General features: G+C 55.1%; 11 protein-coding genes and 1 tRNA gene. 2 read left to right on the top strand and 10 right to left on the bottom strand.

The window, feature by feature from the left end; translation table 11 throughout:
* Positions 1 to 3: 3 nt before the first annotated feature.
* The 4 genes from lnt to ABD971_RS30435 form a co-directional block, all read right to left on the bottom strand.
* The gene (gene lnt, locus ABD971_RS30450; protein WP_345327444.1) at positions 4 to 1,650 is read right to left on the bottom strand and encodes an apolipoprotein N-acyltransferase; all 1,647 of its coding nucleotides are present in this window, start codon (positions 1,648 to 1,650) and stop codon (positions 4 to 6) included.
* A 234-nt stretch (positions 1,651 to 1,884) separates the two neighbouring features.
* Positions 1,885 to 2,430 (bottom strand): hypothetical protein, encoded by a 546-nt coding sequence (locus ABD971_RS30445; protein ID WP_339945717.1) that lies wholly within the window; start codon positions 2,428 to 2,430, stop codon positions 1,885 to 1,887.
* Between the two features lie 246 nt (positions 2,431 to 2,676).
* Positions 2,677 to 4,296 (bottom strand): chaperonin GroEL, encoded by a 1,620-nt coding sequence (gene groL / locus ABD971_RS30440; RefSeq protein WP_008699029.1) that lies wholly within the window; start codon positions 4,294 to 4,296, stop codon positions 2,677 to 2,679.
* A 66-nt stretch (positions 4,297 to 4,362) separates the two neighbouring features.
* Positions 4,363 to 4,680, bottom strand: coding sequence for a co-chaperone GroES (locus tag ABD971_RS30435; RefSeq protein ID WP_008699031.1), 318 nt, complete (start codon positions 4,678 to 4,680; stop codon positions 4,363 to 4,365).
* A 910-nt stretch (positions 4,681 to 5,590) separates the two neighbouring features.
* Between ABD971_RS30435 and ABD971_RS30430 the strand changes: the two genes are divergently transcribed.
* Positions 5,591 to 5,664 (top strand) — tRNA-His (locus ABD971_RS30430).
* A gap of 229 nt (positions 5,665 to 5,893) precedes the next feature.
* On the opposite strand, the gene ABD971_RS30425 is transcribed toward ABD971_RS30430, so the two are convergent.
* From ABD971_RS30425 to ABD971_RS30405, 5 genes are all read right to left on the bottom strand, one after another.
* On the bottom strand, positions 5,894 to 6,505 hold the full coding sequence (locus ABD971_RS30425) for a hypothetical protein (protein WP_345327441.1): 612 nt from the start codon (positions 6,503 to 6,505) through the stop codon (positions 5,894 to 5,896).
* 92 nt (positions 6,506 to 6,597) lie between these two features.
* Positions 6,598 to 7,407, bottom strand: a complete 810-nt coding sequence (locus ABD971_RS30420; protein ID WP_345327440.1) for a hypothetical protein — start codon at positions 7,405 to 7,407, stop codon at positions 6,598 to 6,600.
* A 289-nt stretch (positions 7,408 to 7,696) separates the two neighbouring features.
* Entirely contained in the window at positions 7,697 to 8,164 is a 468-nt protein-coding gene (locus ABD971_RS30415; RefSeq protein ID WP_345327439.1) for a hypothetical protein, read from the bottom strand.
* Positions 8,165 to 8,688: 524 nt separating this feature from the next.
* Positions 8,689 to 9,300 (bottom strand): ankyrin repeat domain-containing protein, encoded by a 612-nt coding sequence (locus ABD971_RS30410; protein ID WP_345327438.1) that lies wholly within the window; start codon positions 9,298 to 9,300, stop codon positions 8,689 to 8,691.
* A gap of 99 nt (positions 9,301 to 9,399) precedes the next feature.
* The gene (locus ABD971_RS30405) at positions 9,400 to 10,395 is read right to left on the bottom strand and encodes a hypothetical protein (RefSeq protein WP_345327437.1); all 996 of its coding nucleotides are present in this window, start codon (positions 10,393 to 10,395) and stop codon (positions 9,400 to 9,402) included.
* Between the two features lie 1,154 nt (positions 10,396 to 11,549).
* Here ABD971_RS30405 and ABD971_RS30400 point away from each other — a divergent pair.
* Entirely contained in the window at positions 11,550 to 12,284 is a 735-nt protein-coding gene (locus ABD971_RS30400; protein WP_345327436.1) for a hypothetical protein, read from the top strand.
* A gap of 33 nt (positions 12,285 to 12,317) precedes the next feature.
* On the opposite strand, the gene ABD971_RS30395 is transcribed toward ABD971_RS30400, so the two are convergent.
* Positions 12,318 to 13,748, bottom strand: a complete 1,431-nt coding sequence (locus tag ABD971_RS30395; RefSeq protein ID WP_345327435.1) for a sulfatase family protein — start codon at positions 13,746 to 13,748, stop codon at positions 12,318 to 12,320.
* Between the last annotated feature and the right edge of the window lie 7 nt (positions 13,749 to 13,755).

The following is a 13,755-nucleotide window of genomic DNA, read 5'->3' as shown; positions in this document are numbered from 1 at the left end:
CTGCTAGTTTGAGTTTGCAGGTTGGCGGTCTGCGCGACGACGTCGATTAGCTTTCATCACAATCACACCGATCATCGCGATCGCGGTTGCAAGATATACGAACCAATCGCCATAGCGTGTGTAGATGGTTTGAGTGCGTAGCAGCGGAACCGAAGCGACGATCATACCGCTCTGCTGTGGCGTTAAACGATCGGTGATCGCTCCGTCGGGTTGGACCAAACACGAAACGCCGGTCGCCGCACAACGCACCAGCGACCTGCGGTTCTCGACCGCGCGTAGCTGGGCCAGCCACAAATGTTGTTGCAGCGTATCGACGTCGGTGAATCGAGATCCGTTGATCAAGGCGATCAAGCACTCGGCTCCCTCGCGAGTTGTCGCTGCAGAATTTTCGGCAACCATGTCTTCGTAACAGACCAGCACTCCCACCTTCTGGTTTCCAGCTAGTGTCAGCGGAGCATCGTCGGCGCCCCGCAACAAGGTGGAGTCCAGTGCGGCCCAGTCACGCAAAAAGGGAAACCAGGTCTCCCCTGGCACATACTCGCCAATCGGCAGCAAACTGCGTTTGACATACCGCGAGCGAATGGATTTGGTCGAGTCAATCAGGAACGCCGTGTTCTTATAAGGTCCTTGGTCGCGTCCGCCGTCATCGTAGGTTTTTCCGCCCGCTAACAATTCGCTTGGAACGCCTGGAAAAGGATCGATTGCCGGATTAGGGGCTTCGGAATTCATCGCGGTTTGGACTTCATCGCGAAAATTTTCAAGTGAAATATGGTAGTGCCCCAGCGATGATTCAGGCCAAATGTACAAATCAATTGGCGTTTGTGCCGAGCGAGACATCCGTTGCATTTCGCTGACGCTGCCCATCTTGCTGGGGTCCACTTGCACTGCGGCCACGCGAATCGAATCGGCTTGCCCTGCAAGGTCTTGCCACTGCGACGCGCGCCATTGCCCTGCGATGCAGGCGCTCGCAATCAGCGATGCGCCCATACCAAATTCGATCCAATCACGCCGACACTCATGGTGCAGTCCCAGGCGTGCGAGTGACACGGTCGCCAGCATCACTAAAAACGCGACTCCCGATGTTCCCGTCACCTCCGCGATCTGGATGAGGGGTAAGTACGCCAATACGGTGTGGGCGAGTGACCAACCGAAAATCTGAGGATGAAAAAACTCGATTGCAACCCAGATAGGGACCAACAACCACAACCAACTTCGCCCACGTGATGAATCGGCTTCCGCGGTCGTCGGTGGCTGCGACAGCGCGCTCGCCGAATACCCCAACATTGCAAAGGCCAACGATTCCCAGGCAACCAGTCCAAGGAACACGACATGTGACATCGTTTCGGATAGATTTGTCGTGCTCGAGATCGACTTGGGGGCCCAATGGAATGCGATCCCCAGCGAGATCATTCCGATCAAAAAGGAACCCGCTGTCGCCGTCAGTCTCCGGCGGCGTGCTGCGAACATAATCAGCGCGACCCAGCCCAGGCTGCCCAGTAAAAACCAGTTGGGATACAGCCAAGGCACTCCGATCACCACAGCGATCGCAGCGCATTTCAGTAGTACCGCTGGCAAATTCCAAGCCGTATTGGCAAGGGGATCACCGCTTGCGTTATCGTTGGCAGGGGCCGTTGGATTGTCGTCTGACACGATGTTGTTTCAAAAGAGGAACGATCGTTCCCGATTATAAACAACCTTCGAAGTGTGTGGGGTTTGACGATGCCCCGTTTGAAAGAGTGGTGGGGCGCCCGACCAGCGTGGATTTAATCCGAATTACATTGAAATCGCACTCGCGATTCCGCTTCCGGCCGGTTTGTGCAGCCGGTTTGTGCAAGCCGAGCGGGCGATTAACCCCGGTTCATCTGGCTTCGCACTCGCGAGAGATCAAGTGATCAGGAGATTTCCGCCCTGATCCCCTTCTTCGATTTCGCGGCGAACCTCGCGGAGCCCATAGGCGCACAGTTCAAACTGCTCGCTCAATCGATACAGCAAATCGCAGGACGGACGGTCTTCGCCCCCTTCGATTTCCGCGGCGATTGCGTAGGCACGTTTGCCTTGACGGCAGTAGTCGACAAAGCCATCAGGAGAGGTTTCGGGTTGTATTTTTCGCAGACTTTCCGGGTACATCCCCGACCAGAACAGCGTGAAATCCCCGATGTGGCGATGCACCTCGCGGCGAGCAATTCCGACGCGACGATCGGCTTCGACAACCATCTGAAAAACCTCGGTTGCCGGTTTTCCATTAGGACGTCGCACACGGTGCAACGATTCGACACGGACGAATCGCAACAGCAACTCGCTGAGATAGTCGACCAGTTGGACGTCGGCGACGCCTAACTTCGACAAAAAGATGCACTCACTTAGACCCGCAAAGAAACGCTCGATAGTCGAGTGTTCCGGGGACGGATTCTCGTTCGGACCTGGCTTCATCTTAGCCTCCGCGATATTTAGAGCATCGGAAGGGGACGCGAGGGTTTCGCGGCCTGTTTCAACATCTAGTATAGTTAGCTGGCCAGAGCAAGAGAAATTTATCTGCAACCGGGGCAAGGGCAGCGAATCCGCGACCGTGGGCAGTGTAATGGTGTCCCCCCTTTTGGGTTGACGCAAAAAAAACGACCGGCGGATTGCTCCGCCGGTCGCTCTATGATGAAGCGTTGATCTTGCGATCAGGTGACACTAGTACATGTCGTGATCGCCGCCGTGACCGCCTGCTTTTTTCGCAGTCGGCTTCTCGGCTACCAACGCGTCGCTTGTCAAAAGCAACGTTGCAACACTGGCGGCATTGCCAAGTGCAGTTCGCGTTACCTTGGTTGGGTCGATGACGCCCGCTTTAACGAGGTCTTCGTAGGTGTCGGTGAGGGCGTTGTAGCCTTCGTTGTTCTTCATGCCGACAACCTTCTCGCAAACGATCCCGCCGTCTTGGCCGGCGTTTTCCGAGATCATGGTGATCGGTGCACGACAAGCGCGAAGGACGATGTTGTAGCCCACGATTTGATCTTCGTTCAGATCGTCGCCAGGTTTGACCTTGCTCGATGCACGAAGCAGAGCCACGCCACCGCCAGGCAGAATGCCTTCTTCAACCGCAGCACGGGTAGCGTGAAGGGCGTCTTCGACGCGAGCCTTCTTCTCTTTCATTTCGCTTTCGGTTGCGGCACCGACGTTGACCTTTGCAACACCGCCAGCCAACTTCGCCAAACGCTCTTCGAGCTTTTCTTTGTCGTAGTCGCTGGTGCTCAATTCGATCTCGCGGCGGATCTGGTCGATACGAGCCTTGATGTCCGAGCTCTTACCAGCACCTTCGATGATCGTGGTGTTGTCTTTGTCGATGATGACCTTCTTGGCGCGACCAAGTTGTGGCAGGTCAACGCTTTCGAGCTTGACGCCCAACGCTTCGAAGATCGCTTGACCCCCGGTCAGGATCGCGATGTCTTCCATCATCGCTTTGCGACGATCGCCGTAGCCAGGAGCCTTCACGGCGGCCACTGCGAACGTGCCACGCAGACGGTTGATGACCAAAGTGGCCAATGCTTCGCCGTCGACGTCTTCAGCGATGATCAACAAAGGCTTGCCTTGTTGAACAACCTTTTCCAACATCGGAACCATGTCCTTGATGTTGCTGATTTTCTTTTCGAAAACCAAGATGTAAGCGTCTTCGAGTACGGCTTCCATTGTTGCCGAATCGGTGACGAAGTAAGGCGACAAGTAGCCGCGATCAAACTGCATCCCTTCGACCCACTCTTGCTCGGTGTGCAGGCTCTTGCCTTCGTCGACGGTGATCACACCGTCTTTGCCCACCTTGCTCATCGCGTCGGCAAGCAAGTTTCCGATTTCTCGGTCGTTGTTGCTGGCGATCGTGGCAACGTTTGCCATTGCTTCTTTGTCTTTGACCTTGGTCGCCATCGAGTGCAATTTTTCGGTCAAATCCGAAACCGCTCGCTCGATACCCGACTTCAACTGCACGGGGTTCACGCCCGCCACGACAGCTTTGAGGCCTTCGTTGAAGATCGCTTCGGCCATCACGGTTGCCGTGGTGGTACCGTCGCCAGCAACGTCGCTGGTGCGGCTTGCGACTTCGCGAACCATTTGAGCGCCCATGTTTTCATAGACGTCTTCGAGTTCGATTTCCTTCGCTACGGTGACACCGTCTTTGGTGACCGTCGGGCTGCCGAAGCTCTTTTGCAAGATAACGTTGCGGCCCTTAGGACCGAGAGTGACCTTGACGGTGCGAGCCAATTTGGAAACACCGCGGCGGATCGCTTCGCGAGCTTCCTGGTCGTAGGCAATAATCTTTGGCATGGGAGATGTTGTTCCAGTTTTTCGAGGGATTGTTTTGTTTTGCCGGTTTCGGTTTCGACCGGGAGATTACTCGATAACAGCCAAGACGTCGTCTTCACGCATCAGCAGATATTCGACGCCGTCGACTTCGATGTTCTCGCCAGCGTAGCTGCTGAACAGAACCTTTTCGTTGGGCTTCAGTTGGCAAGCGGCGCGGGTTCCATCGTCGAGCAATTTGCCGTTGCCGACAGCCACGACGGTGCCGCGAGCTGGTTTTTCTTGAGCGGAATCAGGCAGCACGATGCCGCCAGCCGTCATCTGCTCGCTCTCTTCACGTTGGATCACGATACGTTCGCCGAGGGGTTGCAAGCGAATCTTCGAGTTCTTCTTGGTGGCAGTCGCCATCTCCGTGACACCTTTCGTCTATCAGGACAGAAATTTGAGTTGTTATTTAGGCAGACCCTTGCCATGCGTCAAAACGAATCGATGCACAAATGGCAGGGAGCCACGACTTGGAACGCTTTGAGAGCAACCCGCGTGCCGATCGCGTTAATTTTGTCGCAAGTCGTTGGCGGCGAACAACTTAAACGCAAAGCGTCGGCGTTCAAAGAAGAGGCCAGTTCCAGAATGGCAGCCCCTGCATGCCCATGCTCCCACCCGGCTTTGCAAAATCACAACCCTGCGAGCCGATTTCGAGGGCGTCCAATTTGGAGGCATCAAATAAGCAGTGCCCGCATGCCGTGTTCAACGAAGCCGTCGCCCGACGCGTTCGTTTAGAAGTTGCGCTTTTAGACGTTCTTCGGGCCAAAGGCCCAGCAATTTACCTAGCCTGGCCCAACGGGCCAGGTTTTCGATGCAAAGAAACCTAAGGGCCAAAGGCCCGGCCATTTGCTAGCCGCCCTCATTAAGTCCCAGCCAACGGCCGTTCCGTTGGCCCTTCCATTCATTGGTTTTCTTAGTCCCAGCCCTTTGGGCTGGGTTAGGTAAACGTCCGGGGCTTTGCCCCTAAATACAAAAGCGCGACTTCAAAACTGACGCGTCGGGTTAGCATTTAAATGACTTGATCCTCATCATTGCGTGACGGGAATTGCGATTTTTTTTCGTCAGCCGTTTTTTGTCACTTCGATCGCGATGAATGATTTGGTTTTCCGCCAATTGCCAAATCAAATCGCACTGCCAGAAAGATCACCTAATCCGCATAAACCGCTTGTTTTGGGTTTTTGGAGCGAACCATCTTTAGGAAACACGATTCCCTTTAGTATCAGCCGTTGACGGTAAAGCGACGGGAAAGTAAATTCCCGTTCAACGACAGACGGTGGGTGTAGCTCAGTTGGTTAGAGCGTTGGATTGTGGTTCCAAATGTCGGGGGTTCGAATCCCCTCACTCACCCTGTTTTTTTTCTCCTGCGGCCGCTGCCGCAATGTGGCTCAGCTCTGCAAGCTGACAGTGTTAATTCGGCCTCCCCGCAGACCAAGATAGGCAACGATTTTTTCTTGGGCCGCTCGAAATGGCAAAGTCACGGTAACGGCAACACCACTCTGGCTGCCGATCGTTACCACGCAATGTGCTGTGTCCTGGTCTTCGTTCAAAGTCGCCGATCTGATTCGGATGTTCTGTGTTACGGCGATGCCTGCAAGGTTGGCAACAACAGGATGACGGCGGCGATCGCGGTGAGGAGCAATAGTGAGCGAATCCCAAATCGTGCACGCATGCATAGTAAGGCACCGATGGCTGCTGTACTGATCGCAGCGACCGCCCATATTGGTACAACGATCCACAATAAAGGGCCGGGTCGGGAGGCCGATGTCAAGGTGGAATCAACAAACACGTACCCGAACCCCATGAAGATGCCAGTACTGATCGTATCGTCGTTGCCCGCTTGGCCGAGCATCGCGAAGTACTCTCGCGCTCTAAACTTGGTACCGCCGGCAGCGGTCACCCATCTGTCGGTCGTCCATTCATCGATTCGATGCCGCGTGTAAGTCCGCCAGTCATTGTAAGCTTTGTGGCCTGGAGCAAGACGCGCTAACGGAATCATGATCGAGAAGAGTCCCTCGTCGGTAGACAATTCCACGTCACTGTAGGTCAAGTGATCGCTGTACGTGTAGCTGCGGACGATTAGAGATGCCGACGCGACGACACTCGCGAGGATCAGGGCAGCAACGAAACGGACGAGTTGGTTTGAATTTTTGATTTTTATCTCAAAATCGAACGTGACAAGCGGAAACACGCGAATGCGGCACCGCGAACGCCTGGAAATACCGCGAACGCCTGGAAATACCGCGAACGCCTGGAAATGTCGCTAGCGACACTACGGCAGACCTATTCGGAGGGCATGTTCACCATGGGCATGTCAGGCTGCAAATCGATTCCATGTTTGCTGAGGTAGCCGAGTTGCTTGGAGGTGTCATCGAAGTCCCAAACGGTTTCTCCATTGCGAGTCAGCTGTAGCGGTTCGGATGCGAACCGGGCAGCGGCGTATTGCCATTGCGGACCGTCGGGCGTTTGATGCACCGAAATGACCAGCAGCAACTCGGGGTCCGTTCCCATCACGTAGGCAAAGATCGCGCCATCATCCTCGATCGCTTCGCCCTCGAAGCGATAGACCGGTTGGGGGAGACCGCGAAGCGGTTGATAAACACCTTTGTTCATGCACGAAGCCTTGAAGGACCGCGATAGCATACGCATCTGAGTCAGCCGGACCACACGGTTATCCGCGGGCGCGGGGGCATCCTGAATCGGCGTAAATTTGAGTCCTGGACCTTCGATGCGAAAGTCGCTGCCGCCGGTGTGTTGGCACACAATCGTGTCCGTCGTCAACGATTGGAACTGATGGGCAACACGTCGTACGTTTTTGGCGTGATAATATGAGAACAGCGAGCCGACCAACACGCCACGGCCTTGGTGGGACCAAACAAACATGTCTCCGTGGGTTCCCGGTCGAAGTGGATTGCTCCACCGGAGCGTTGCGTCGGGCAACTCGAGTGGCTGGTCAGGATGATCGGCCAGGAAAAATTTGTATTGCGGTAACTGAGCCGCGTAGTACGCGCTCCAAGCATCTCGTTGACTCGCACTTGCGTTCTCGTTCGGAGATTCTGCCACCGAGATCGAGGTTGCCAGAGACAAGCACATCGAAGCGATGTAAAAACAGCGTGCGATTCTCACACTAAGTCACCGTGCAGGAGTATTGAATTGCCAAAGACATAATGTCTCAGTTGCATCTGCGTGTGTCAAGTAATTCACGCTGAGAAACACGGGACCGAGTACGATCAAATTCGAGTCCGTCTGGTGCATGGCAAAAATCGTCCATCGGTTCCTTCATCCGCCAACTGGGAAACGCGAATGTCGGCCGCTTGCAGTTTTTTGAACTCGTTCTCGTACGACGACAGCAGTTGTATGGCGATTACGTCGTTTTTGAACCTCAGTTGATGCCGATGTACACATGTTGGTGTTTCGTCTCGATCTTAACTCCCCAGCCAATGTCCTTGACTGCGATTCGCTGAGGCATCCACCAACGCAGATACATCAGATAGCCGTCTCGTAGCGGACCGCCGGGGAACGCCATGCAGCGGCCAACAGGCGAGTAAACTAACAGCAGTGCACGCTTCGCCTTAGGCGCTTCGTAAAGATCGGGGTCGTATGTGGTGTAAACCAGAGCGGCAGGTCCTAGCGACGCGATAAACAAGACAATTGCGGCGATCGCGAATGTCGCTCTTCGGCGAGACGTTCTTAGGTAATTGTGCTTGGGGCAAAGGAATGAGGCTGAGACAACCACGAGTAGAATGAGGATCGCTAACGCGAGCATGTATTCTCCGAAGCGTGTCCAGAACGCCATTACTAAGGCGGTCCCGGCGACAATTCCAAGTAATGTTCGGAGAGAGAGTTTCATGCGACTCTTCGTTTTCAAAGTGCAAGTCGTGCAGTGTGACTTTCGGTTGGATTCGGTTGGATCAGGAATTGCCATCGATCTGGCTTCTTGCAGGCGAAAGCTCACGCGGCCCAGCGTGCCCGCGTTGGGCCGCGAAGTTTCTAATCGCACGTCGATGGATTGTCGGAATCGATTCTAGCCGAGCCGAAGAGTCGGATGCAAGCGATTGAATCTGTTTGTCGCTGCCGTGGCGGTTGCACCGGGTCCGATGCGAAAACGCGTGGGGGTTGCATCGTTGGACGATCTTGTCGCCCCGCAATTTCATCTACTGCATTTTTCGAGGACGTGGGCCTGGACAATACGAAGTTCAGGGTGTCGCCGCGAACTTCGGGCCACTTCCTCTACACCCGATTCTCAGCTTGCGATTCAGGTTTCCAGCATTGCGTCATCGAGTGGTGGATTCAAGCAACGAAGTGCGAAAGCCGGGGACGCGTTCAAGTAAAAGGTCGACCCGACCCCGTCCGCCGTCTAGTAAAATCGCTTATCTACTCGCCGTCTGGAAAAGCTTTGGTGATATCGATACCTCGTTCGGCGAGAAACGCAGATACGCGTTGACGTTTGGTGTAGTCGTTGGTTGCGAGGTCGAAGATAGTCTCTTCGAGTGCAGTGGTGTAGTACGGATCAGCTCCGGCGTCGAGCAGTTCGGCCATCAGATCAGTCCGGCCATGCTGTAAACAGCAATGAAGCGGGCAATCGTTCGCGTCAGATGATAGGTTCGGGTCAGCACCACGGGCGAGCAATGCAACAACCATCGCGGAGTTACCAAGTTGGCAGGCAATCATGAGCGGCGTGTCACCATAGTCGTTGCAGCGGTTCACGTCGAAGCCATTTTCGATACAAAACACTGCGGCGTCGACGAAGCCCTCTGTGACGAGGAAGTGGAGTGCCGTTTCCGATCGGAAGTTCGCGCTCCGAAGTTCAGGGTGTCGCCGCAGCAGTCCGGAGGCGGCAGTTTGGTCACGAACCGCTGCGTCGATAAATTCGCCAAAAATCTTGTTATCGAGCACCATGTGAAAGCCCAGGATGAATAGCGGTAAAATTTTGGCGGGCGGAGGTTTGCCGATGATGTAAAAAGCAATGAACGCGTCAATTCCCACTGCGTACGCCAGTGCCGACAGCTGCATGAATGCGAATGGGGAGTGCAGCAATGCCATTGGACCATTGGCGGTTGATCGCAGATCGGAGCATCGAGTCGGTCACACGTCTTCTTCTGCGATTGTCAGGTCTTCTCGCACCATTCGGTAGGTAAAGCCGGTCCATTTATCCCAATTGCATGTGATTGTCCCATCGTCGTTGACCGCGACAACCGTAACGGATTCCCACCGCCCTGCGTAACAAGCTCCGAGCTTCATGCCGACCTTTACATCAGTAGCAGCATCAACGATGGCGTGACCGTCGGGAACGGGAATGGTAACTTTGTATCGTTTCAATGAATACTTTTGCGTGGACGAGGCGGCCTTGTCGTCAGCGGGTTTGGGGGTTGGCACTGGTCGAGAGTTGCTGCGACGCACGAGGCCGCTATCAGGCTTCGCTGGCGGTGCACTAACTGGCGGTGCACTAACTGGCGGTGCACTAACTGACGCTGTTGCCGCCTCGGCGACGATTGGCGTGTGCGACTGGAAATCGGCAAGCGACTGCTGGATTGTGGCTACCGCTTGCCTCTCGTTGTTACCTGCGTCTTGCTTGATGACACTGCCATTTTTTTGCGTGAAGACCAAGTACGTTTTCCGTTTCCCGACGACGTTGCGTTCGTTGCGTAATTCAACTGCTGACAAACCAGCAAAGGGGACCACCACTTCTTTGCCACCGGTTTGCGAATAGGTGGACGCCATCGCGACCCGGTCGGGGTAAACAGAGACATGCAGTTTGCTAGGGAAAACTAACGAAATGCAGGCAAGGATGAGTCCAACGAATCCCATCGCGGCGCCAAAAAGTGCTAACCCCGCGCGATGACTCGAGGAAAGTTTCTCGTTTGGCATGGCGACGCGATTTTTTGGCTTGCGGTCAGGCAATACGCTGCCCGCGAGAGCCACCGCTGCCAATCCCATCAATCCGAGACCGATGACGGTGCGGATCATTGAACCAACGGCCGAACTTTGAAAGACCTTGGCGTCGCCTTCGATTCGCATTTCGGTACAGCCCGAGAAAGCGAGTATCAAGCAAGCAAGTGAGCAGAAGCAAATGGCACGCATATTGAGAACCTGTGAAGGTATGAGGGAGCTAAGAGGTCGCGATTCGCTGTCGTTTCAGAGAGGGACGTTGAATTCCAAGTTGTATTGAGGGATTTCCTGATCGATCTCCGGTTGTGAGTAGCAGCAAACGTTTTTTGTCGGTCCCAATGGCGATGGTGAATCGCAGGGGGAGACGACGGCGGCGCGAGGAATTCGATAGCGACAACGATGACCATCGCTGATCCGCTTGCATCGTTCAGCTGTAGAAACGCGTGGGGAGATTGAAAAAGTTGAGTAGAGCATTGTGAAAGAAAGAACTGGGACTGGGACTCCGCTGAATCCCGCCGCAATTGGGTGCTCGGATTATTGAGGAACGGAATCAGGTTTGCAACTAAATTGTCTGGGGAAATTCTCCGCTGCGGCAAGGAGTGAATTGCGGATCTAGTGGCGACGTGGGGGTGAGATCGAGACAAAACGCACCCCGATATCGCTAAAGACTGCGTCCGAACTCTCCGTCCAGCAAAGCAGACTGCTGATTTAGTGCGAGATCACTGTTAGCCGCTTGGACGCTAGCCCCGGACCGTTAAAACATTGGGCTGGTTGTGCTTTTTTGGTTGCGCTGGCTTTCTGCCACCTCTCCACCAACTTCGTTGGGGGAGAGGTCGAACGGAGCCTTCAGCGACGTTCGGGTGAGGGGGCTGACCGAGCAATCCACTCGCCAGCGATAACGACGTCTGCACCGGAATTGCTCGCCGATAGCGCGGTCGCCCCCTCACCCGAGCAACGCCTAAAGGGCGTGCTCGACCTCTCCCCCGACTGCGTCGGTGGAGAGGTGACTGCGTTACATGCTGGAAGAAAAACTCACCCCAATATCCGACGTCAATACCAGAGTTTTAACAGTCCAACGCTAGCCCCGGTTCAGTGGTGACGAAACCGTGGCTGCCGCCAAAACGGATAACTAAATCAGCAGTCTCCAAAGCTTCTGGCTAGGGTGTCGCTCTGGCTAGGTCGGTGATGGGGACGGTGGCGACGGCGGCTTCGACGAGGATGCGTTTCACTGACGGGGTGGGACGGTATGATAGTAAGAGTGGCTTCCTCACGATCGGCATCTTCACTCGTCTGGCACTTCACTCGTCTGGCACTTCTCGTCTGGCACTTCTCGTCTGGCACTTCGCATGAACACTCTATCGCTGGCCGGATCTTCGACGCGTTGGTTTCTTCGCGGCACCGCCATCGGCATGCTCTTGATGGCCGCCGTCAACGCGTTGTCGTATTTCGTGCGTTCGAGCGACTGGAGCAGTCTGGTCGGTAAACCCCAATCGCAGAATGAATCGATCGGTTTTCCGTTGACGGTTTGGGAGGCCGGGAACACGTACGCGGGTCTGTTTGCGGACTATCCCAACATGGGCGTCAACATATTGGTGGCCGCGGCAGTCGGTTCGCTAATTGGAATGGTCGCTGCGCGTTATCGCGATTATCTAAATCAGTTGGTGGGCGATTTCGACGAGGGCGACAGTGCCACCGCCCCCACTCAGCCGATCCAGTTCAGTCTGTTTGGACTGATGATCGCGACCACCATTGCGGCCGTGTTTGCCACGGTGGCGAGCAAGTTGGCAGTGCGGCCAGAAACGTTAATCGCCATCTATACACTTGGTCCCATCACCCTGGTCGCTCTGGCGATGTTGCCGCGGCGTTTATCGTGGCAGCAACGTGTCGTCATTATCACACCCGCGGCATTCTCGTTAATCGCCGTCGCCATCGCCGTGGGGCGGGGACTGAGCATGGAATTTGACAAAGTTCTGATGGGCATCTTCCTCAGTTGGACCCCGCAAAGTGCTATCGCTGCGATCGCACTGACCAGCTATCTGTTGATTCAACAGTCAAGGGAAGTGCAGAGGAGTGAGGAGTGAGGAGTGAGGAGTGAGGAGTGAGGAGTGAGGAGCCTAGAGTTCCAGAACGAGTTCGTCGTTCATCGACTTTTGTAACGCTTGCAGTCGTGCAAATAGCTCCTTTACGGTTGGCTGCATTGTCGCATCGCCAGCGAGATCATGCATTTCCAGCGGGTCCTTTTCGATGTCGTACAATCGCACGGTCTTGGCTTTGGGATAGACGATCAACTTGTATTTGTCGGTGCGAATGCTCCGCTGCAGATTCAAGTAGCAACCGTAGATCTCATCGAGCGAACCCGTCTCGCCTGCGAGCATCGGCAATACCGAATGGAACTCGACATACTCAGGTTTCGAGGCGCCTGCCAATTCGAGTGTTGTTGGCATGACGTCTTGCAAGTAAATCGGCTGCTCGATTTTCGCGTTCGGTTTGACTCCAGGGCCGACGGCGATAAAGGGCACGCGGACGCTGTGGTCGTACATGTTTTGTTTGCCGAACAATCCGTGTTGGCCAACGGCGAGTCCGTGGTCGGCGGTAAAGAAGATCCAAGTATTGTCGGCTTTGCCGGACGCCTCGACCGCTTTCAGAATTCGTCCAATTTGGTCATCCATGTGAGTGATCAGCGCGAAGTATTCGCCGCGATGGACTTGCACCGCGTGCTCGGTGCGAGGGAACGGACCCAAACGCTCGTCACGCAATCCCTTGCCGCAACCGATGGATTCCGCGTACGGATAGATCGGTTGAAAGTTTTTAGGCACGGCCACGGAATCACTGGGGTAACGATCGACGTATTCTTGGGGCGATTGTCGAGGGTCGTGCGGCGCGTTGAAGGCGAGGTACATAAAGAACGGATCGTCTTGCGATGCTGCATCGCTGAGGAAATCTTCGGCATGGTTAGCGACCACTTCGCTCCAGTGGGTGCCGCCTTGCCAAAATCCGCCAAACTTCGGATCCGACGGGGACCATGGATCGCTGCCGTCGGCGGCGGGTCGGTTGTAGCCGGCCGGTGTATCTTTGGGCATGCCTGGGCGGATGTCTCGCGCAACGTCAAACGACTTTTCAGCGCTCGCGGTACAGTGCCATTTGCCGGTCATGTAGGTGCGATAGCCAGCGGACTTCATCAGCTCGCTCCACCATCGTCCCTCTTTGCGTTCGTTATCGCTCGTTTTATAGATCGCGTTTGCATTCCAAACGTAGCGTCCCGAGTTCAGCATCGTGCGGCTGGCGACACAAACCGCTCCACTCCACGACCCCATGTTGTAGGCGTGCGTGAATGTTGTCCCGCGTCGAGCCAAGGCGTCGAGATTAGGAGTTTGGATCTCGGAATTGCCTAATCCGGCGATCGTGTCAAAACACATGTCGTCCGCGAAGATAAAAACAATATTGGGTTTTTCTGCCGCCGAAGCCGTTGCTGTCAGGGCCGTTGCAGCAGCGAGGGCAAGCACGAAACCTGCGAGTGGACGGGGCAACATGGGGTGAGGTCTCATTTTGGGA

Source organism: Novipirellula rosea, from assembly GCF_039541335.1.
Lineage (GTDB): Bacteria > Planctomycetota > Planctomycetia > Pirellulales > Pirellulaceae > Novipirellula > Novipirellula rosea.
The sequence above is the reverse complement of the archived record's forward strand: the minus strand, read 5'-3'. Positions and strand labels throughout refer to the sequence as shown.

Bases quoted from the DNA above. Each gene is read 5' to 3' on its own strand.
- ABD971_RS30445 (WP_339945717.1), bottom strand. From the start codon at position 2,430: ATGAAGCCAGGTCCGAACGAGAATCCGTCCCCGGAACACTCGACTATC.
- groL (WP_008699029.1), bottom strand. From the start codon at position 4,296: ATGCCAAAGATTATTGCCTACGACCAGGAAGCTCGCGAAGCGATCCGC.
- ABD971_RS30435 (WP_008699031.1), bottom strand. From the start codon at position 4,680: ATGGCGACTGCCACCAAGAAGAACTCGAAGATTCGCTTGCAACCCCTC.
- ABD971_RS30420 (WP_345327440.1), bottom strand. From the start codon at position 7,407: ATGTGCTTGTCTCTGGCAACCTCGATCTCGGTGGCAGAATCTCCGAAC.
- ABD971_RS30415 (WP_345327439.1), bottom strand. From the start codon at position 8,164: ATGAAACTCTCTCTCCGAACATTACTTGGAATTGTCGCCGGGACCGCC.
- ABD971_RS30405 (WP_345327437.1), bottom strand. From the start codon at position 10,395: ATGCGTGCCATTTGCTTCTGCTCACTTGCTTGCTTGATACTCGCTTTC.
- ABD971_RS30400 (WP_345327436.1), top strand. From the start codon at position 11,550: ATGAACACTCTATCGCTGGCCGGATCTTCGACGCGTTGGTTTCTTCGC.
- ABD971_RS30395 (WP_345327435.1), bottom strand. From the start codon at position 13,748: ATGAGACCTCACCCCATGTTGCCCCGTCCACTCGCAGGTTTCGTGCTT.